Origin of the sequence: Caulobacter sp., from assembly GCF_965279145.1 — a bacterium.
GTDB lineage: Bacteria > Pseudomonadota > Alphaproteobacteria > Caulobacterales > Caulobacteraceae > Caulobacter.
Genome location: NZ_OZ257139.1, coordinates 1,777,501 through 1,797,833, shown reverse-complemented (window position 1 = coordinate 1,797,833; position 20,333 = coordinate 1,777,501). Strand labels below are relative to the sequence as shown.

Here is a 20,333-nt window from a genome sequence, read left to right as displayed (position 1 = left end):
AGCGCCAAAGGTGAAATGTTCATGCCGCGTCACCGCCTCTACCTGATCCTGGCCTGCGTCGTGGCCGCTCTCGTCACGGCTGGACTGGCGTTCAGGGCCGGCGTCTTCAATTCCGCGCCCGCTCCGGCGGCGGTCGGCGGGCCCTTCCAGCTGGTCGATCAGGATGGTCGCCCGACCACCGAAAAGGTCCTCAAGGGCCAGTGGAACGCGGTGTTCTTCGGCTTCACCTATTGCCCCGACGTCTGCCCCGGCACGCTGCAGGGCCTGGCGGCGGCGACCGACATCCTGGGCCCCAAGGCCAAGAACCTGCGGATCGTCTTCGTCTCGGTCGATCCGGGCCGCGACGACGCCAAGCAGATGAAGGCCTATCTGTCGGCCGACTACGTGCCCAAGACCACACTGGGTCTGACCGGCACGCCCGAGCAGGTGGCGGCGGCCGCCAAGGCCTATCGCGTCTATTACGCCAAGGTCGGCGACGGACCCGGCTACACGGTCGACCATTCCACCGCGATCTATCTGATGGATCCCAAGGGCCGGTTCGTCACCGTGATCCCCTACAACCTGCCGCCCGAGGACATCGCGCGCCGTATCGCGGATGCGATGCGCGGCGGCTGAACCTGGGCCGATTTTCCGCCGGGACAAGCCGCCGCATGCTTGTGGGTGGACTTTCTTAGCTTTCGATATGCTATGCTGCGGCGCAACATATTGGATGCGCCATGCTCTACGCCCTTCATGAAGCGGCCTATTACGCCTCCTCCCCCCTGCGCGAAGCGGCCCGCGTCGCGCGCGACTTCTGGGGCTCGCCGCTAAACCCCGCCGCCAACACCGATCTTGGCCGCCGCATGCACGCCGGCGCCGATCTGTTCTCGAACGTCACCCGGCGCTACGGCAAGCCGGCCTGGAACATCGACACCATCAAGGTCGGCCAGGTCGATGTGCGGGTGCGCCCCACCGTGGTCTGGGAAAGCCCCTGGGCCCGCCTGATCCAGTTCGACCGCGACATGGCCGACATGCGCCGGGCCGGGAAGTTCAGCCTCGACCCCGCCGTGCTGATCGTCGCGCCGCTGTCGGGTCACTACGCGACCTTGTTGCGCGGCACGGTCGAAGCCTTCCTGCCCGACCACGCGGTGTTCATCGTCGACTGGGTCAACGCCCGGGAAGTCTCGATGCTGGAAGGCCGCTTCGACTTCCATGACTATATCGACCACATCATCCAGATGCTGGCCGTGCTGGGCCCGCGCCCCAATGTGGTGGCCGTCTGCCAGCCCGGCCCGCCGGTCCTGGCCGCCGCCGCCCTGATGGCGCAGGACAACCACCCCTCGCGACCGGCCAGCATGACCTTCATGGGCTCGCCCATCGACGCGCGCCTGTCGCCGACCGTGACCAACAACCTGGCCGAGGAAAAGCCCTTCGCCTGGTTCCAGTCCAACATGATCTACACCGTGCCGCCGCCCTATGTGGGCGCGGGCCGGCGCGTCTATCCGGGCTTCGTGCAACTGGCCAGCTTCATGAGCATGAACGCCGAGAAGCACCGCGAGGCCCACCGTCGCTATTTCAGCCACCTGGTCTCGGGCGACGGCGACAGCGCCGACAAGCACCTGGAATTCTATGACGAGTACCTGTCGGTCCTGGACCTGACCGAGGAGTTCTATCTCCAAACCATCGACATCGTCTTCCAGCAGCACCTGCTGCCCAAGGGCGAGCTGGAGCATCGCGGCCGCCTGGTGCGCCCCGACCTGATCACCGACATCGGCCTGATGACGGTGGAGGGCGAGAACGACGACATCTCCGGCATCGGCCAGACCCAGGCCGCCCACGGCCTGACCCCCAACCTCCCCGCCGAGATGAAGACTGACTACGTCCAGCCCGGCGTCGGCCACTACGGCGTCTTCAACGGCCGCCGGTTCCGCGAGGAGATCTATCCCCGCGTCCGGTCGTTCATCCGCAAGAGCGATCCGAACTTCCCCGACGAGGTCTAGGGGCAAGGGCGGGGATCACGCACCGACCTTGCATCCCGCCCACGCAAACGCGATGTAGGGACCATGGGTCTGTTCACCGCTGCGCAGCGCTTTTCCGACGGCGACCGACTGGACGTGGCCGGCTGTCCGGTGCGCCTGAAGGTCGACGGACGGGCGCGGCGCATCTCGTTGCGGGTCGATCGCGCCAGATCCGAGGTGGTGGCCCTGGCCCCCACGCCGCGCCGTCTGTCGGAAGCGGTCGCGTTCGCCCACGCCAAGTCGGCCTGGATCGCCGGCCAGCTGGCCGCCCTGCCCGGCCGCATCCAGATCGCCCCCGGCGGGACCTTGCGGCTGTATGACCAAGCCTACCGCCTGGAGGTCGGCCCCGGCCGCGCCCGCATCGACGGCGACCGGATCCTCGCCCCCGACGACGCCAACTGGGGCCTGAAGATCATCCGCCTGGCCAAGCGCGAGGCCCTGTCAGTGCTGACCGAGCGCACCATCGTTCACGCCGACGCCCTGGGCCGTCCGACGCCCAGCGTCGCCGTGGCCGACCCCAAGGCTCGCTGGGGCTCGTGCCGCCCCGCCCGCCCCGGCGCGCCGGCGGCGATCCGCTACAGCTGGCGCCTGATCCTGGCCCCGGCCGCCGTGGCCGACTATGTCGTGGCCCACGAATGCGCCCACCTGATCGAGGCCAATCACGGGCCGAAATTCTGGGCCCTGTGCGAGCGCCTGGTGGGCGATCCGGCGCCGCACCGGGCTTGGCTGCGGGCCCATGCGGCGGAGCTGCACGCGATCTCGGCGTGAGAGGGCTCAGCCTGCGACAGCTTCGGTAGTGCGCCCTGAGGTGACGAGGATACAGCGGCGTCTGCAGACCCGGCCGCTTGCGCGGCACGCGGACATGTCGAGGGTCGGCAATGGGTGGATGGCGGATATTGGCCATTCGGGTATCGTGGGCTCCATGCAGCGGACCTCACCTGCAGTGATCACCGGCTGGCGCGCTATCTTGCTCGCCCCAATAGCCTTGCCGCTCGCGCTACTTTTTGGCCTTTGGCCCGGAAAAAAAACTGTCGATCGCACTGCTAACGAAGTCGTCGGCTTCCTCCGTGACTTCCTCGATAACAGCGGCGGTCAGTGGGATTGGGATGAGTTTGAGAGCGTCCCGATCACCGATCCCGAACTCGAAAACATCCGCCTGCAGGCCACCACGCCCGGGGCTGACCTTCACAAAATTTTGGAGCAGGCAGAAAGCCTAGTCGAAGAAAGGCCCGCTTAGGGTTGAAAGCACGCCTTGGCCTCCTTCCGGGAATCCGACGCCTTGCGTCGCGCCAAGCCTTAAATCTCTTGGAGGCTGCAGCGTGCCGGTCTGTCCAGGTTGGTCAAGGACTGGCCTGCGGCCAGCCGCTCCGCGGCGGCCCGGAGGGCCGGCCTTGAGTGACCTGGACAGACCGGCGATCGTCTCGCCGTGAGATTTAGGGATGGCTCCCTTCGGCGCGAAGGCGCTTGCGCCCATCCCACAAATCTCCGTCATCCCGTGGCTTGTCCACGGGACCCATGGTTCCGTTGCACCGTGAGCGACCGGCGATCATCCGACCGTGAAGCCGACAAATGGGTCCCGTGGACAAGCCACGGGATGACGGGAGTATGGGGATAGAGGGCGCTGCATCCTCGTTCTTTCCAACACCAAGTTCAACGAAATCAACCGCTTGTAAAATAGTTGATCGCGCCAATCCTCCGCGCTCAAACCTCCCGTATTCTTGAGGCTGTCCCCGTCGCAAGGGGAGGGCGCCTGGTACCGGCCCAAAGCGGCGACGGGTGATGAAGCTGAGCGGGGCCGCGACGCCCTGGGCGGCGGGTCGAAGCGGGCGGACTGTCTCAGAAGGACGGACCGCACGCCGAGGGGCCCGTCGGCCGAGCGAGCGCGGGTTGAAGAGGGCGGGGATCAGAGTCCGCCTATCGCACATCGTCGGCGTCGAGACGGATTAGCCGATCGACAAGATGCGCGCCCGTCCGGGGGCTAGTTGGGAATCAGAGCTGAAACCGACGCTCGTGTGCCCCAATCCTCACGGTCAAGAACAGCTTGGCGAAGCGGACAGGTCGAGCCGAAACGCACAAAACACATCACGGTCTCCGGGTTCGTCCCGGCCGCTTCGCGCCTCCCCACCTAACTCAGCGAGTGATCTCGCGCGAGGGCGAGAAGCCGTGCGCTCCAAGATCCTCTCCCTGTGGGAGAGGGGTCGCCCGGAGGGCGACGGAGAGGGGATGCCATGAACAGAAGGGACTTCCCCTCCGTCGGCTATGCCGACACCTCCCCCGCTTGGGGGAGGATCTTGAAGCGCCAGGAGGCCGCCATGACCCTAGTAAGGCAGTTGGTCCGCCGGCGGCGCTCCGGCCGAGGCCGGGATTTCGGCGGTGGGGCCCTCGGGCGTCGCGGCCGGGTCGATCAGGTCGCCGATCGGGTCCTCGCCAACAAAGGGCGGCGGTTCGATGATCCCGCCGGGGATCGGGGTGGCCTTCAGGCGCGGCAGGGCGGCGGTCATGAAGTTGCGCCAGATCTCGGCGGGGGCGCCGCCGCCGGTCACCTTCTTCATCGGCGAATTGTCGTCCTTGCCGGTCCAGACGGCGGCCACGAAGCCGCCGCTGTAGCCGACGAACCAGGCGTCGCGGTAGTCGCTGGTGGTGCCGGTCTTGCCGGCGATGTCATAGCCCGCGACCTTGGCGCGGGCGCCCGTGCCGCTGGTGACCACCTGGCGCATCATCTGGTTCATGTATTGCAGGGCCGGCGAACCGATCACCGCCGGGCGCGCCGCGCGCTCGACACCGTGGTCGTACAGCACCTTGCCGCTGGCGGTGCGGATGCGCTCGATGCCATAGCCCTTGGCCAGAAAGCCGCCGTTCGAGAACGGCGCATAGGCCTGGGCCATTTCCAGCGGGCTGACCTCGACGGCGCCCAGGGCCATGGACGGATCCAGCTGGATCTTGCTGCCGATGCCCAGACGGCGGGCGGTGGAGGCCACGTTGCTGGTGCCGACCTCGTTGGCCAGGCGCGCGGCGACCGTATTGATCGACTGGGCCAGGGCGGTCTGCAGGGTCATGGGGCCCAGATACTTGTTGGTATAGTTCTTCGGCTCCCAGTTGCCGATCTTCACCGGCTCGTCGACCACCATCACGGCCGGCGTGCGGCCCTGCTCCATGGCGGTCAGATAAACGAACGGCTTGAAGGCCGAGCCGGCCTGGCGACGGGCCGTGGTGGCGCGGTCGAACTGGGTCTCGGCATAGTCGGCGCCGCCGACATAGGCGCGGATGCGGCCTTCGCCGTCCATGGCCACCAGGGCCGCCTGCTCGACGCCCTGCTTGATGTGGCCCTCGACGCCCAGCTTGACCGAGCGTTCGGCGGCGACCTGGATCGGCAGGTCCAGGGTGGTCTCGACCACCAGATCCTCGGTCGGCTCGCCGACCAGGGCGCGCACCTGGGCGTCGACATAGTCGGTGAAATACTGGGCGCGCTGGTTGGCCAGGGTGGCCGAGACGCGGACCGGCTCCTTGATCGCCGCTTCCATCTCCTCGGCGGTAATGGCCTTGGTGCGCACCATTTCGTCCAGCACGACCGTGGCGCGGCGGGCGGCCCGCTCGCTGGCCGACACGGGCGAATAGCGGGCGGGGGCCTTCATCAGTCCCGCCAGCAACGCGGCCTCGCCGATCGTCAGGCGCGAGGCGGGCTTGTTGAAATAGCGCTGCGAGGCCGCCTCGATGCCATAGGCGCCGGCCCCGAAATAGACCCGGTTCATGTAGAGGGCCAGGATCTGCTTCTTGGAGAACTTCATCTCCAGCCACACCGCCAGGATCAGCTCCTGGGCCTTGCGGCGATAGGTCTGGGCGGGGCTGAGAAACAGGTTCTTGGCCAGCTGCTGGGTGATGGTCGAGCCGCCGCGCTGGGGCCCGTCATGGGTCATGTTCCAGGCGACCGACCGGATGATGCCCCAGGGGTTGAAGCCGAAGTGGTGATAGAACTGGCGGTCCTCGATGGCGACGAAGGCGGCCGGCACATATTCGGGCAAGGCGTCGATGTCGACAGGCGGCGCGTACTGACTGCCGCGCACGGCCAGCAGGGCGCCCGAACGGTCCAGGTAGTTGATCGAGGGCTGGCGCTTGACGTCATAAAGCTTGGACGTGTCGGGCAGGTCGCTGGCGAACACGGCGAAGAAGGCGACGATGAAGATCAGGCCCCAGACGCCGACCACCGCGCCCCAGTAGAGCGTGGCCTGCAGCGGCGTGCGTTGCGGCTTCGCCGGCCTGTTCCCGCCGAAGGTACCGTTGGCCATATCGTCCTTATCCCAAGGGTGCATCGAGGGTGCGTCGCGGCGCGCGCGCCAGCGCCCCGTTTAGCCGAAGCCCACAGAACGCGCGACAAGATTGACGAGAGGTGAACGTGGAACACGGCGCTGTTGTGGCCGCGCGATATACCACAGGATATTGCTATTTTGGGTTGAGTCATGGGATCTGTAATCCGGCGGCGGCGCGAGGAATGCCTTGGCGCTGCGCTTCCCCGCTGTCACAAGTCCGCCGTGCCCACGATCGTTGATTCCGCCCCTCTCGACACCGCCCGCGACGTGCTGCGCCGGACTTTCGGTCACGCCGATTTCCGGGGCCTGCAGGCGGGCGTGATCGGCGAACTGCTGGCCGGGCGCAGCGCCATGGCCGTGCTGCCCACGGGCGGCGGCAAAAGCCTGTGCTACCAGATCCCCGCCCTGATCCGGCCGGGCCTGGGCCTGGTGGTCTCGCCGCTGATCGCGCTGATGGCCGACCAGGTGGCGGGCCTGCAGCAGGCCGGCGTCGCGGCCGAGCGGCTGGACTCCAACACCCTGCCGGGCGAGCGCGCCGACATCTGGCGCCGCATCGACGCCGGTGAACTCGATCTGCTCTACCTATCGCCCGAAGGCCTGATGCAGCCGTCGATGCTGGACCGGCTGTCGCGGCTGAACCTGGCCCTGGTCGCCGTCGACGAGGCTCACTGCGTCAGCCAGTGGGGCCATGACTTCCGGCCCGAATACCGGATGCTGGGCCGCATCGCCGAGGTGTTCCCCAATGTTCCGCGCCTGGCCGTCACCGCCACCGCCGACGCCCGAACCCGCGACGACATCCGCGCCGAACTGCGCCTGGAGGGCGCGGCCGAATTTGTCGACAGCTTCGCCCGCCCCGAACTGGCGCTGAGCGCCGAGCGCAAGCGCGGCAAGGGCCATGACCGCGTTGTCGAGCTGGTTCTGGAGCGTCCCAACCGGGCCGGCGTCGTCTATGCCGGCAGCCGCGACTCCACCGAAAAGCTGGCCGAGAAGCTGATCGCCGAGGGTATTCCGGCCCTGGCCTACCACGCCGGCCTCGACAAGAACGTCCGCGCCCGCCGGCTGGAAGAGTTCCTCGAGGCCGACGCCGCCGTGATGGTGGCCACGATCGCCTTCGGCATGGGCGTCGACAAGCCAGACGTCCGCTTCGTGATCCACGCCGATCCGCCCGCCGCCATCGAGGCCTATTGGCAGGAGATCGGCCGCGCCGGCCGCGACGGCCAGCCTGCCGAGGGCATCACCCTCTATGGCTCGGCCGACATGGCCTGGGCGGGCAAGCGCATCGAGGGCCGCGAGGCGCCCGACGAGGTCCGCCAGGTTCAGTCGCGCAAGCTGCGGCAGTTCTACGCGATGCTGGAGGGGACCACCTGCCGCGCCGCCGCGGTGCGCCGCTATTTCGGCGAAGAGGGCGTGGCCGTCTGCGGCGTCTGCGACATCTGCACCTCGCCGCCCAAGGGGATCGACGCCACCGAGGCGGCGCAGAAGGCCCTGTCGGCCGCGCACCGCCTGGGCGGACGGTTCGGGCGGGGCCGGCTGATCGACCATCTGCTGGGCAAGACCAAGGATGTCACCCCGCAGGAAGCCCAGATGTCGACCTTCGGCATCGGCCGCGAATTCAGCCCGGTCACCTGGCGCGACCTGCTCGACACCCTGGTGTTCGAAGGCCTGCTCCGCGAAGACCCCAATGATGGCCGCCCCCTGATCGGTCTGGGCGAGGTCGAGGGCGTCAAGGCGGTCTATCGCGGCGAGCGCCGGGTCAGCCTGCGCCAGCAGGTGGAGGCCTCCGACCCGACCACGCGCTCCGGCGCGCCCCGCAAGCGCCGCGAGGGCAAGGCCCTGACCGTGCCGCTGGAGGACCAGGCCCTGTTCGAGGCCCTGCGCTCCTGGCGTCGGGAACAGGCCCAGGCCCAGCACGTCCCGCCCTATGTGATTTTCCACGACGCCACCCTGGCCGAGATCGCCGCCGCGCGTCCGGGCAGCCTCCCGGCCCTGGCCAAAGCCGGCGGCGTGGGCCAGGGCAAGCTGGATCGCTACGGCGAAGCGGTGCTGAAGGTGGTGCGGGAGAACTAGAGCTGGTCGGTGACCACGCCAGACGCCCGCATCGCGCCCAGTCGTCCGAACGCGAGGGTCAGGGCCTTCCGGCGCGCCGGCGCCAGCGGGATCACCGGAGCCTCGCGGATGACGGCGCCGCCGAAGGCGTCGGCGACGATCAGGCCAGGCTCCTCCGGCAGGATCCCCTCTGGAAAGTGCGGCGCCACCGCGAAGTAGAAGCCGTCGCAATAGGGCGCGTATTCAGGCCACTTGCGATCGATGCGGAAGTCCTCAAGTCCGGACTTCACCTCGATGATCAGGATGTCGCCCTTGGGGCCCAGAGCCATCAGATCCGCCCGCCGGCCGTTGGGCAGCCTGACCTCCAGCAACGGCGCATAGCCCAGCGACACCAAGAACCGCGCGGCCCCGCGGGTGACCGCGTCGGTGGTCTCGGGCCGCGAAGGGCGAAGGTCGATGACGACGTCCATGGAACGATCATGTTCCAGCTTTGTTCGCCGATCAAGACCCTAGGGCGCGGGCTGCTTTGTGGGTCGCAGCATCGACACGTCATAGCCCAGGGCCTTGGCGCGAGCTGTCAGCGCTTCGCGTTCCAGCGCACTGGGCGGCTTGCGCGACAGCAGCCACAGGTACTTGCCAGACCCTTCGCCGACGATGCTCCAGCTGTAGTCGTCGGCATGGTCCATGACCCAGTAGTCGCCCCAGAACGGGCCGAAGAAGGAGACCTTCAGCTTGGCGTTGGTGGCCGTATCGACCACGCGGGCCTTGCCTTCACTGGTCTTGACCGGCCCATCGACCGCGCCCTGACGGCAGGTGTTGAGCACCCGGATCAGCCCATCGGACCGTTTGGAATATTCGGCCGTGACGCCCTCGCAGCCCTTTTCGAACCGCATGTCGTAGCGGGCGACCTCGTACCATTTGCCGACATAGCGTTCGAGATCGACCGTCTTGGCGGGTTGCGGCGGGCTGGGGTTGCCGCTCGGCCCGGCGATGCAGGCGGTCAGCAGCAGCGCTGCGCCCGCGAGGGTTGGGATCTGGATCTTCATGAGGGGTCTCACGCGGGGGGCTGTTTGGGGAATTCGAGCTTGGCATAGCCCAGGGCCCTGACCCGGGCGAGGGCGGCGGCCTTTTCGGCGGGTGCCATCACGGCCTGACGTGACAGCAGCCAGACATAGTTGCCGCCCGGCGTCGCCATGATCGCCCAGGACTGGTCGTCGGCGCGTTCAATCACCCAGTACTCCTGGGTCTTCAGGCCGCCCAGGAAGCTCATCGAGAACTTGGCGTTGCGAGAGCCGATCACGATCTTGCCCTTGGTGTTGAACACCTTGGCCGGCCCAGACGGATCGCCCTTGCGGCAGACCTGGACGACCGAAAAGGCGCCGGTGTCGGAGATCAACTGCACATCGCCCCGAGGGGGAGCGGCCTTGAACTCGGTGCTGGCCGCCTCGCAGTCGCGCTGACCGGCGTTGGGCGTCCGGGCGATCTCGTACCACTTGCCCGCATAGAACGCGGTCGACACCGGCTTGGCGGGCGGACTGGCCGCGGCGAGGGCCGATCCCGTGAGCGCGCCACATAGCAGGGCCCCGACGGTCGTGAGCTGGAGACTGCGCATCGTCAAACCTTGCCAACAAGGGAACTCAAACGCAAACCGCCCGCCAGTGTTCCTGGCGGGCGGTCTTTCTTGAACGTCCAGAGCGCCTATTCGGCCGCGATGCTCACGGCGTTGACGGGGCGGTCCTTGAAGTTGATGGCCTGCAGGTGGCGGATGCCCTCTTCGGCGATATCGTCGCCCACCATCCGCTCGCCCTCGCCGCGAAGTTCGTCGAGGTCGACATACATGGCGTAGAAAGCCTTGGTGCGGTCGGTGATGATGCCGGCGTTCAGCAGCGTCTTGACCAGCACGCGGAAGATGTTGGTCTGCTCCTTCATGGCCTCGCGACGGACGTCGTCGGTCATGATCTTCCCGTACTCCTCGACCACCTTGTCGGGATCCAGGCCGAACTCGGCATAGAGATCCAGCTGCTGGTGCGGCGAGACCAGGTTGAACAGCAGGGTCTGGAAGCAGTGCGCCGCCCAGTCCTCGATGATCGCGTGCTCTTCCGGCGACAGCTTGGGCACCGTGCGGTCGGCCCAGATCTTGCCGAACTTGTGGTGGAAGGCCTCGTCGGTCATCACCAGCTGCAGCATCTTCTTGCCGACCGGGTCGTTGATCTGGGTGTAGAAGGTGGCGAAGGCGCCCATGGCCAGGCCCTCGACCAGCATCTGCATGCCGATGATCTTCTTGTAGACTTCCGGCGCGCCGATGATCTCGACCAGCAGGGTCTTCAGGGCCGGGCCGCACTCGACCGGCTTGCCCCAGCGGGCCTTGATATATTTGGCGAAGGCCGTGACGTGGCGGGCTTCTTCGCGGGTCTGGTTGGCGGCATATTCCTGCGCGCCCTGGTCCTTCAGAACGTGGCACAGCGACGCCGACAGGTTCAGCGCGCCCTGCTCGCCGTGCAGGATCGACGAGAAGCTGCGCAGCACCGACTGGTTGATGAAGCGGATGCGCGTCTTGGGATCGCTGAGGTGATTGGAGACGTAGTCGGTCGACAGGGCGATCACGAGATCTTCCGGAACCAGGGCCTGGTTCTCCATGTCGAACGGCACGTCGAAATCGATATAGGCCTTGTCCAGCGGATCCCAGAAATGGTCATGGGTCGCCGAGATGATCTTGTCGAAGGCCGACGAGCGGTTGTTGTAGCGGTCCAGTTCGAGCATCGACTCGAAGTCGTCCGGCGCCACCGCGTCGTACATGGCGTCCTTGGTGATGTTCTTGTCCGTCATGGGGGCTCCTCCGGTGGCCGGGTTGGGGCGGGTCTTGCGCCAGCCTCCAACGATCTAAACACTGTCCACTCAATCCTTGGGGTGGGTCAAATTAAAAGTGACGACTGCGTCAGGTTTGAAGGATCCCATGGCCGAACCGCTGAACCTCTTCATCCTCACCGGCGCCGGGATCTCGGCCGAGAGCGGCCTGTCCACCTTCCGCGACGCCGACGGCCTGTGGACCCAGAACGACCTGGTCAAGCTGGCCACGCCGGAAGGCTTCGCCGAAAACCCTGGTCGGGTGCGCGACTTCTACTCGGCCCGCCGCAAGATCCTGGAGATCGCCGCGCCCAACAGCGCGCATCTGGCCCTGGCCCGGCTGGAGCGTGAGATGACCGCGCGCGGCGGCTCGGTGTTCCTGTGCACCCAGAATGTCGACGACCTGCACGAAAAGGCCGGGAGCCAGCGGGTGTTTCACATGCACGGCGAGCTGACCGTCACCCGCTGCACGCTGTGCGCCGGCCGCTGGACCGATCGTGGCCCGCTCAGCGCCCAGCAGGTCTGCCCGGAGTGCGGCGCGATCGGAACCACGCGGCCGCATGTGGTGTGGTTCGGCGAGATCCCCCTGCACATGGGCCAGATCGAACAGGCGCTGGAAGAGGCCGACCTGTTCGTGGCCATCGGCACCTCCGGCTCGGTCTATCCCGCCGCCGGCTTCGTGGCCGAGGCCCGCGCCCTGGGCATCCCCACCTGCGAGATCAATGTCCGCCGCTCCGACAACGCCCATGCCTTCGACAAGCGACTTTACGGCCCGGCGACGGAGAAGGTCCCGCAGTGGGTGGCCGAGGTGCTGGGGGAAGATCGGCGCTCCTGGAGCGGCGGCGATCGGACCTAGCGCGCGCCTTGCCGGCGCTCGGCGTCTTCCCGCAACAGGCCGTCCAGCACGGGCGTCGGGCTGGGCGTCAGAATGTCGGCGCGGCATTCGGCGAACAGGGCGCGGTTCTCGGCGAACTTGGCCAGCAGCCAGCTGCGTTCCTTGGCGGGAATCTGCTCGAGGAAGGGCGTGACCTGTCGCTCGAACCTGTTGTTGGCGTCTTCCAGCTGGTCATAGACCGCCATCGCGCGCTCATCGAAGTCGCTGATGCGACGCAGCGGGCGGTAACGACGGCGCGGCGGTTTGGACTTGGGCATGGAGGCGTTCTCCTGGCTTGAGTGGATCTTCACAGCCCCGCAGCCTTTCATCTTCCCCCTACGGGGGAGGACGACCTGCGCAGCAGGTCAGGAGGGGGCCAGTCTGGCGGACACGAGTTCTCAGCCTCACGCGGCATGAGCCACTGAGTTAGTCGGGGAGGCGCGAAGCGGCCGGGACGAACCCGGATGACCGTGATGTGTTTTGTGCGTTTCGGCTCGACCTGTCCGCTTCGCCAAGCTGTTCTTGACCGTGAGGATTGGGGCACACGAGCGTCGGTTTCAGCTCTGATTCCCAACTAGCCCCCGGACGGGCGCGCATCTTGTCGATCGGCTAATCCGTCTCGACGCCGACGATGTGCGATAGGCGGACTCTGATCCCCGCCCTGTGATCCGCGCTCGCTCGGCCGACGAGCCCCTCGGCGCCCGGTCCGTCCTTCTGAGACAGTCCGCCCGCTTCGACCCGCCGCCCAGGGCGTCGCGGCCCCGCTCAGCTTCATCACCCGTCGCCGCTTTGGGCCGGTACCAAGCGCCCTCCCCCTGCGACGGGGACAGGATCAAGAATACGGGAGGTTTCAGCGCGGAGGATTGGCGCGATCAACTATTTTACAGCGCGTTGATTTCGTTGAACTCGGCCCCGGAAAGAACGGGGATTGAGCGTGCTCAATCCCCATACTCCCGTCATCCCGTGGCTTGTCCACGGGACCCATTTGTCGGCTTCACGGTCGGCGGATCGCCGGTCGCTCACGGTGCAACGGAACCATGGGTCCCGTGGACAAGCCACGGGATGACGGAGATTTATGGGATGGGCGCGAAGCTCACCTTCGCGCCGAAGGGAGCCATCCCCAAATCTCACGGCGAGACGATCGCCGGTCTGTCCAGGTCACTCAAGGCCGGCCCTCCGGGCCGCCGCAGAGCGGCCGGTCGCAGACCGGGCCTTGACTGACCTGGACAGACCGGCACGCTGCAGCCTCCAAGAGATGTAAGGATGAGCGCGACGCAAGGGCGTCCGCTTGCGGGAGGAAGGGCAAGGCGTGCTTTCGACCCGTTGCGGACGTTGCCGCCCCGAGTGGGCTCACACATTCCTATACGGGAGAGCTTTGCCTACGAGCTCAACGAGCTTGGACGGCAGTTCGTGCACTACACGATGAGTGAGCTTGACATGCAGATCGGCTACTTCGCCACATTGGCGGGCGCGTCGCGTACGACCAGCTTCTCCAAAACCTCGGTGTTCCGACGGGTGGCCTCGAGCTGCCGCTCCATCAGCGTACGATCAGCCTGACGCTCCCGAGCGGCGACACGTGCATCCTCTTTTCGCACTGCGTCCGCCTTGCTCTGCTGGTTAGCGGAAATGACAATGGTGATTACCGCCACCAATACACCTACGACACCAACGCCGAGGGCCAGACTGGCATTTCGGTTCGTCTGTTTTGAACCGGTCTTCATTTCCGTGATGGCGCTCTGGGCATAGTCGTTGAGCGTAGTCTGCATCGCAGCGCTCGCCTCACTCACCTCAGCCATTCGGCTGATCTGTTCCTCCACCCGGTGCAGGATCGCGTTCGTATCTACGATTGGATTACGCGGGATGGGCGGCAGCTCAAACCTGGGCAGGCGGGCCTCTAAAATAGATTTCAAATGCGAAGATGCATCGAGGTTGCGCGACAGCGCCGAAGAGCTTGGGTCCAACCCAGCCAATTTGAGGTGCCGGTTGATGCTCTCCTCCATGTCAAGGAGCGCGCTGTGCTCGAAAGGCCCGCGACGCTTATCTATTGCATCGCCCCCAACCCGGCGCACGCAAGCTAGCCAGTCCTCCCCTTCACTCCGGGGCGACTCGCCAAAGATGGAGGTCTCGCTTTGAACGAGAGCTTCGCAGAAGGCCTCCATGTCAGCACGGACTAGAGCGGACCGCTGCCTGTCAGTGAGCTTTGCAGGCCCATCCATTGTCCAGCCCATGGCCACCATGAGCTTGCCGATGAACTCCTCGTCCGAGCCCTCGCTGGCACGGCGGGTCAGGTACGGAGAATCGATCCCGTACACCGCTCGAAAGCCAAGCGGCCCAAGCTGCTCGCTTTCGATGGTGAACTCGGGCGGGAATTTCTCCTCAGCGAGGTCCGCAAGATCAACTGCCATCCCGACAAGATGGCCAAGCGCGGCAGTTTTGCAACCAGCCCGCTTCTCGTGAGGAGCCTCTCACGTCGCAGGGTAGTCCTGCTTGATCACGTCGGCTCTTCTCCTGACTTCGATACCGTGACTGAGGCGAAAGCTTGGGCGGACGGTCAGCCTCGGGGGCCAGTGACCTGGCAGACCTTTGTCCGCTCACCACCCTTCGCAGACGCTCGGAAAGTCTGGAACCCCCGCCGGCGATCCAGGGCGAGACCGCCGACCTCACAGCCCGCCCTCCAGCGCCGACAGCACGTCGGGCCGCAGCCGCGCCAGTTCGACCAGTCGTTCGATCAGGGCGTCCTGGCTTTCCAGCGCCAGGCCGTCGCGCAGCCGGGCCATCCGCGCCTGGACCTTCTGCAGGCCGGCGGGATCAAGGGCGTTGACCGCCGTGGCGACGCCGACCTGATGCTTGCAGGCCCCGAACTTGTCGAACCCCGGACAGCTGCAGGTTCCGTCGGCCGGCGGCCGCATTTCGACGACATAGAGCGCGCCGCCCTGAACGTAGGCGGTGACCACCTCGTCCTCGATCGCCACCAGGTCGACCGCGCCGCTCTGGGCCAGCTCGGCGCCATTGGCGAACGAGCCTTCGCTCATGCGCTCGCGGAAGGCGTCGAGATCGAAAAGGGGCGGGCTCATCAGGCGTCCTCGATGCGGTGGATGTCGTCGTCGGACAGGCCGAAATGGTGGCCGATTTCGTGGACCAGGACATGCGTGATCAGCTCGCCCAGCGCCACGTCGCCGCGCTCGCACCATTCGTCGAGGATCGGGCGGCGATACAGGAACACCATCGACGGCATGACCTGGGCGTCGAGCACGGAACGGCGACCCAGATCGACGCCCTGATAGAGGCCGGTCAGTTCGAAGGGGTCCTCGATGCCCAGATCGTCCAGCACCGCGTCGTCGGCGAAATCGTCGACCCTGATCACGACGTCGCCGGCCAGGGCGCGGAACGTCTCGGGCAGGGCCTTGAAGGCCGCGTCGGCCAGGGCGGCGAAGTCGTCGAGCGATGGGGCGGGGCGGGTGTTCCAGTCCATGCTCTCCACATAGACCGATTGGGCCGTTTCGCCAGTCATCCGGCGCGCCTCGGCGAAACACTGCGACAGCGGCGCTGATCGCGCTCTGGTCACGGCCGGACTAATCTGTGATTCTGATTCGCGGTCCGCCTTCACGGACCGGCTTGGGGCTTTAGCGACCGGCCTGATGACCTCTTATGAACTGATCCTAGCGGCCGCGGCCGGCGCGGTTTGCCTCGCCATCTGCGCCACCCTTTGGGCCCTGGCCCAGCGTCGCAGCTTTGAGGCGCGTCTGGCCCTGCTGCAAGGCAAGCTGTCCGGCCTGGGCAGCGGCGTTCTGGCCGCGCAGGCCTCGGCCGAAGCGTTCGACAACGCCCTGATCTCGGTGGAGGACGGTCGCGCCGCCCTGGTCTCGGGCGCCGACAGCCTGACGGCCTGCGCGCAACGCCTGGGCGCGCCCGCCGACGCGCAGCAGGTGGTGGCGGCCCTGATCCGGGTCGACCCCCACCATGCCGGCAAGCTCTCCGAGCTGTTCGAACGGGGCGAGCCGTGCGCGTTCGAGGCCCAGGGCAAGAACGGCTCGGTCCTGGTGGAAGGCCGCTCGGCCGGCGCCCTGGCCTGGCTGCGGCTGTCGATCTCGACCTCTCACAAGTCCGCCCTGCCCTCGGCCACCCGTTTCGCCGCCTTCCTCGACAGCCAGGTCGAACCGGCCTGGATCGCCAGCGCCGACGGCGCGGCGATCTGGGGCAACGCGGCCTTCGTGCGCGCCGTGGGGGCGACCTCGTCCATGGCCGCCGCCCTGACCGGCAAGACCTTCGATCGCGCCGCCGACACCCTGGCGATCGAGGCCGCCAATACGGGTGAGCCCCGCGAAGCCGTGCGCTGGGTCAATGTCGAGGGTCGCCGCCGCGCCTTCCGCATCGCCGCCCAATCGCTCGAAGGCGGCGGCGTCGGCGTGTTCTGCAACGACGTCACCGAGGTCGAGGACATGCGGGACGCGCTGAAGAAGCACGTCGCGGCTCACGACGAGACCCTGAACCACATCGCCGACGCCGTGGCGATCTTCAGCCAGACCAAGCGCCTGGCCTTCTATAACACCGCTTTCGCGGAGCTTTGGGGCCTGGAGCCCGCCTGGTTGGCCGACCGCCCGACCCATGGCGAGGTGCTCGATCGCCTGCGCCAGCGCCGGCGCCTGCCCGAGACCATCGACTACGCCAAGTGGAAGGCCGAGGAACTCGCCCACTACGAGGACCTGGGTCCCCAGGCCGACGAGCTGTGGGACCTGCCCGATCGCCGCACCCTGAAGGTGATCCGCCAGCCCCACCCGATGGGCGGCATGCTGCTGCTCTATTCCGACATCACCGGCGAGCTGCGCCTGAAGGCCCAGTACAACGCCCTGATCCAGGTGCAGCAGGCCACGCTGGACAAGCTCAACGACGCCGTCGCCGTGTTCGGCTCGGACGGCCGTCTGCGTCTGCACAACGAGGCCTTCGAGAACTTCTGGAACGTCACCGCCTTCGCCCTCGAGGCCGCGGTCGATTTCGAGGGGGTGGTCGATCTGTGCGTGCCGCGCCTGCACGACCTGTCATTCTGGCGCGAGCTTAAGGGCCGGGTCGCTGATCCTGATCCGCAGATGCGCTCGCCGACCTCGGGCGAAGTGCGCACCTCGGACGGTCGGATCGTGCTTTATCAGTCGCGTCCTCTACCGGACGGCGCGACGCTGATCGGCTTCACCGACGTCACCGACACCCGCGACCTGCAAAGCGCCCTGGCCGACCGCTCCGCCGCCCTGGCCGAGGCCGAGCGCCTGAAGCGCGACTTCGTCGGCAATGTCTCCTACGAGCTGCGCACCCCGCTGACCACGATCATCGGCTATTCCGAACTGCTGGAGCGGGCCGACGGCCTGCACGAGCGGGGCCGCAACCATGTGGCCGCCGTTCGCGCCGCCGCCACCCAGCTGGCCCGCTCGATCGACGACGTGCTGGACATGGCCCAGATCGACGCCGGCGAAATGGCCCTGGAGATCCAGGACATCCGGGTCGAGGACCTGCTGGTCGGCGCCAGGGAACGCGCCAGCAAGGACGCCACCCTGGGCGGCGTGACCGTCGCCATCGAATGCGACGAGGATGTCGGCCTGATCCGCGGCGACCTCAAGCGCCTGTCCCAAACGCTGGACCATCTGGTCGAGAACGCCCTGCGCCAGACGCCGCCGGACGGCATCGTCACCCTGTCGGCCCGCCGGGCGCTGGGCGAGGTGCGGCTGGACGTCAAGGACACCGGGCGCGGCGTGCCGTTCCACGTCCAGGCCCACATCTTCGACCGCTTCGTCGGCCGCGATCGCGGCGGGCCCGGGCTGGGCCTGGCCCTGGTCAAGGCGCTGGTCGAGCTGCACGGCGGCTGGGTGGCGCTGGAGAGCGAGCCGGGGGCCGGTTCGACCTTCACCTGCCACCTGCCCGAGACCCAGCAGCCCGGCGCCATGCAGCCGGAGCTGTCGTTCTAGCTCGACGGGGGTCTTACCCCTGGATCGACAAGGCCTGACCGCTGATGAACCGGCCGTCGCGGACGCCGGTAACCATATACTGCGGCGATTGCGACGGCGGCAGGCGTTTGCGGACCGCCGCGGTCAGTTCCTTGTAGCTGCCCCTGAAGGCGCCGTTGGCCCAGACCGCCATCAGCACACCGGTGAAGGCGCCGTTGAAGGGGCCGTCCATCGACAGCTGGTTGTCCTGACAGCCCGAGACCAGAATGACGGAACAGGCCGGCTCCGGCGGCGGGGCCGGCTTTCGCAGCAGCCCGTCATAGAAGGCCCGATGCTCGAAATAGACCTTGTTCAGCAGCAGCGGGTCGACGGTCCGCGCCGCGCTGACCGCATCGGCCGCCTCCGGCGTCAGGCCCATCGATCGCAGACGCCCGTTCATCAGGAGCATCTTGATCACCGTCCCGCTGTGGCAGCTGTCGGAGAACACCACGATCCGCGCGCCGGCCGGAAACCTCGCCCAGCATGCCTGGAGTTCATCATCGAGGAGCTGGCCGTCATACAGGCACCAGGTTTCGTCGAGGCTGTCGCTTTCGTCGCCATTCAGATCAGGCAACTGGCCGCCGTGACCGGAGTAGGAGATGACGAGCGTGTCGCCCGCGGCCATGAGCGCGGCCGCCTGTTGCAATTCGTTCAGCACGGCCGCGCGCGTCGCGGCCGCCGTCAGCAGGGTGCGCGGCTGGAAGCCGGCCTGGGCGCAGATGGAGCTCATCGACGCCGCATCGTTTTCGCAGGCGATGAGCGGGCCCGACCACCCGCTGTAGGCGTGGGGGTCAACGCTGTTCAAACCGATATGTAGCGAGCGACCTGTAGGCATTGCCGTTCTCCGGGCCAGAAATCCGATGACGTCGAAGACCAGACGGACCTGGCCGGCCGTCGGCTTCGGATCGATCGGTAAGGCAAGTGGAGAGCGGAGCGCGTGACCGGCGTCACGGAGCCGGAGCGGACAAGCAAAAACGGCCTCCCGAAGGAGGCCGTTCTTAAGCTTGGGTGCGGGGACAGGATTTGAACCTGTGACCTTCAGGTTATGAGCCTGACGAGCTACCGGGCTGCTCCACCCCGCGGCGAAGTCGGTAGTTTGGTATCGTGAGGTAGGGTTGGACTTTGAAGACTTGGTATTGGCATCCTTTTAGCGGACCTGGCGGCGACCTACTCTCCCGCGCCTTGAGACGAAGTACCATTGGCCCAGGGGGACTTAACGACCGAGTTCGGAATGGGATCGGGTGGGGAACCCCCGGCATAGCCACCAGGTCAGCAAAAAGGATGCTAGCAGCGCCTTTTGAGGGGCGCTGGTTATATCAAGTCGAAGAAGACATCGTATGTCTGAGCTCTACAAAGAGCATTTGCATAGGTTTGGCTGAAGAACGATCAAGCCTATCGAGCTATTAGTACCAGTAAGCTACACGCCTCACAGCGCTTCCACACCTGGCCTATCAACGTGGTGGTCTTCCACGGCTCTCAGCGAGACCTTGTTTTGAGGTTAGTTTCCCGCTTAGATGCTTTCAGCGGTTATCTAGTCCACACTTAGCTACCCTGCTGCACAGCTGGCGCCATGACAGGTCCACCAGAGGTGTGTCCATCCCGGTCCTCTCGTACTAGGGACAGATCCTCTCAAGTCTCGTACACCCACGGCAGATAGGGACCAAACTGTCTCACGACGTTCTGAACCCAGCTCACGTACCACTTTAATCGGCGAACAGCCGAACCCTTGGGACCTGCTCCAGCCCCAGGATGTGATGAGCCGACATCGAGGTGCCAAACTTTGCCGTCGATATGGACTCTTGGGCAAAATCAGCCTGTTATCCCTAGAGTACCTTTTATTCGTTGAGCGATGGCCCTTCCACGCAGGACCACCGGATCACTATGGCCGACTTTCGTCTCTGCTCGACTTGTCAGTCTCGCAGTCAGGCGGGCTTATGCCATTGCACTCGACGACCGATTTCCGACCGGTCTGAGCCCACCATCGCGCGCCTCCGTTACACTTTGGGAGGCGACCGCCCCAGTCAAACTGCCCGCCACGCCATGTCCCGGACCCGGATAACGGGCCGCGGTTAGACGTCAACAACAATAAGGGTGGTATTTCAAGGATGGCTCCACTCGAACTGGCGCCCAAGTTTCATAGCCTCCCACCTATCCTACACATGTTGTTGCTAACGCCAAGGCGAAGCTGCAGTAAAGGTTCATAGGGTCTTTCCGTCTGACCGCGGGAACCCCGCATCTTCACGGGGAATTCAATTTCGCTGAGCCCATGCTGGAGACAGTGGGGAAGTCGTTACGCCAT

17 protein-coding genes, 1 tRNA gene and 2 rRNA genes (1 of these 20 running past the window's edge) are annotated in these 20,333 nt (G+C 66.3%); 7 read left to right on the top strand and 13 right to left on the bottom strand.

The genetic code is table 11. The annotated features are described in order from the left end of the window. Positions 1–21: 21 nt before the first annotated feature. The 4 genes from ACQY9P_RS08425 to ACQY9P_RS08410 all read left to right on the top strand — a co-directional run bounded on the left by ACQY9P_RS08425 (position 22) and on the right by ACQY9P_RS08410 (position 3,234). Positions 22–615, top strand: coding sequence for an SCO family protein (locus ACQY9P_RS08425; RefSeq protein WP_421739705.1), 594 nt, complete (start codon positions 22–24; stop codon positions 613–615). A 101-nt stretch (positions 616–716) separates the two neighbouring features. After that, entirely contained in the window at positions 717–1,979 is a 1,263-nt protein-coding gene (locus ACQY9P_RS08420; protein ID WP_421739706.1) for a polyhydroxyalkanoate depolymerase, read from the top strand. A 63-nt stretch (positions 1,980–2,042) separates the two neighbouring features. Then, positions 2,043–2,765 (top strand): M48 family metallopeptidase, encoded by a 723-nt coding sequence (locus ACQY9P_RS08415; protein WP_421739707.1) that lies wholly within the window; start codon positions 2,043–2,045, stop codon positions 2,763–2,765. 118 nt (positions 2,766–2,883) lie between these two features. Further along, positions 2,884–3,234, top strand: a complete 351-nt coding sequence (locus ACQY9P_RS08410) for a hypothetical protein (RefSeq protein ID WP_421739708.1) — start codon at positions 2,884–2,886, stop codon at positions 3,232–3,234. 1,081 nt (positions 3,235–4,315) lie between these two features. Here the strand turns inward: ACQY9P_RS08410 and ACQY9P_RS08405 are convergent. Continuing rightward, a complete protein-coding gene (locus ACQY9P_RS08405) occupies positions 4,316–6,280 on the bottom strand; it encodes a transglycosylase domain-containing protein (protein ID WP_421739709.1) in 1,965 nt (654 codons plus the stop codon). 243 nt (positions 6,281–6,523) lie between these two features. Here ACQY9P_RS08405 and recQ point away from each other — a divergent pair, with 243 nt between their 5' ends. Then, entirely contained in the window at positions 6,524–8,368 is a 1,845-nt protein-coding gene (gene recQ / locus ACQY9P_RS08400; RefSeq protein WP_421739710.1) for a DNA helicase RecQ, read from the top strand. On the opposite strand, the gene mmcB is transcribed toward recQ, so the two are convergent. The 4 genes from mmcB to ACQY9P_RS08380 form a co-directional block, all read right to left on the bottom strand. Continuing rightward, positions 8,365–8,817, bottom strand: coding sequence for a DNA repair putative endonuclease MmcB (mmcB, locus tag ACQY9P_RS08395; protein ID WP_421739711.1), 453 nt, complete (start codon positions 8,815–8,817; stop codon positions 8,365–8,367). The genes recQ and mmcB overlap by 4 nt on opposite strands. A 39-nt stretch (positions 8,818–8,856) precedes the next feature. Next, a complete protein-coding gene (locus ACQY9P_RS08390; protein WP_421739712.1) occupies positions 8,857–9,393 on the bottom strand; it encodes a lipocalin family protein in 537 nt (178 codons plus the stop codon). A gap of 8 nt (positions 9,394–9,401) precedes the next feature. Beyond that, a complete protein-coding gene (locus ACQY9P_RS08385) occupies positions 9,402–9,959 on the bottom strand; it encodes a lipocalin family protein (protein WP_421739713.1) in 558 nt (185 codons plus the stop codon). An 86-nt stretch (positions 9,960–10,045) separates the two neighbouring features. Then, a complete protein-coding gene (locus ACQY9P_RS08380) occupies positions 10,046–11,173 on the bottom strand; it encodes a ferritin-like domain-containing protein (RefSeq protein WP_421739714.1) in 1,128 nt (375 codons plus the stop codon). A gap of 127 nt (positions 11,174–11,300) precedes the next feature. Between ACQY9P_RS08380 and ACQY9P_RS08375 the strand changes: the two genes are divergently transcribed. Beyond that, the gene (locus ACQY9P_RS08375) at positions 11,301–12,047 is read left to right on the top strand and encodes an NAD-dependent deacylase (RefSeq protein ID WP_421739715.1); all 747 of its coding nucleotides are present in this window, start codon (positions 11,301–11,303) and stop codon (positions 12,045–12,047) included. Here the strand turns inward: ACQY9P_RS08375 and ACQY9P_RS08370 are convergent. The 4 genes from ACQY9P_RS08370 to ACQY9P_RS08355 form a co-directional block, all read right to left on the bottom strand. Beyond that, positions 12,044–12,343: a hypothetical protein gene (locus ACQY9P_RS08370; RefSeq protein WP_421739716.1), complete on the bottom strand. Its 300-nt coding sequence runs from the start codon at positions 12,341–12,343 to the stop codon at positions 12,044–12,046. The genes ACQY9P_RS08375 and ACQY9P_RS08370 overlap by 4 nt on opposite strands. 1,170 nt (positions 12,344–13,513) lie before the next feature. After that, complete coding sequence (locus ACQY9P_RS08365; RefSeq protein WP_421739717.1) at positions 13,514–14,470, bottom strand: hypothetical protein; 957 nt, start codon at positions 14,468–14,470, stop codon at positions 13,514–13,516. Positions 14,471–14,725: 255 nt separating this feature from the next. Then, entirely contained in the window at positions 14,726–15,139 is a 414-nt protein-coding gene (locus ACQY9P_RS08360; protein WP_421739718.1) for an SWIM zinc finger family protein, read from the bottom strand. Then, the gene (locus tag ACQY9P_RS08355) at positions 15,139–15,537 is read right to left on the bottom strand and encodes a metallopeptidase family protein (protein WP_421740131.1); all 399 of its coding nucleotides are present in this window, start codon (positions 15,535–15,537) and stop codon (positions 15,139–15,141) included. The genes ACQY9P_RS08360 and ACQY9P_RS08355 overlap by 1 nt, the downstream gene beginning before the upstream one ends. Before the next feature lie 166 nt (positions 15,538–15,703). On the opposite strand from ACQY9P_RS08355, the gene ACQY9P_RS08350 reads away from it, so the two are divergent. Beyond that, entirely contained in the window at positions 15,704–18,016 is a 2,313-nt protein-coding gene (locus tag ACQY9P_RS08350) for an ATP-binding protein (protein WP_421739719.1), read from the top strand. A gap of 13 nt (positions 18,017–18,029) precedes the next feature. Here the strand turns inward: ACQY9P_RS08350 and ACQY9P_RS08345 are convergent, their stop codons facing one another. From ACQY9P_RS08345 to ACQY9P_RS08330, 4 genes are all read right to left on the bottom strand, one after another. Then, a complete protein-coding gene (locus tag ACQY9P_RS08345) occupies positions 18,030–18,869 on the bottom strand; it encodes a caspase family protein (protein ID WP_421739720.1) in 840 nt (279 codons plus the stop codon). Between the two features lie 170 nt (positions 18,870–19,039). Then, positions 19,040–19,116, bottom strand: a tRNA-Met gene (locus tag ACQY9P_RS08340). Positions 19,117–19,188: 72 nt separating this feature from the next. After that, positions 19,189–19,303: ribosomal RNA gene (gene rrf / locus ACQY9P_RS08335) — 5S ribosomal RNA — on the bottom strand. 113 nt (positions 19,304–19,416) lie between these two features. Then, positions 19,417–20,333, bottom strand: a 23S ribosomal RNA gene (locus tag ACQY9P_RS08330); it runs 1,872 nt beyond the window's last position.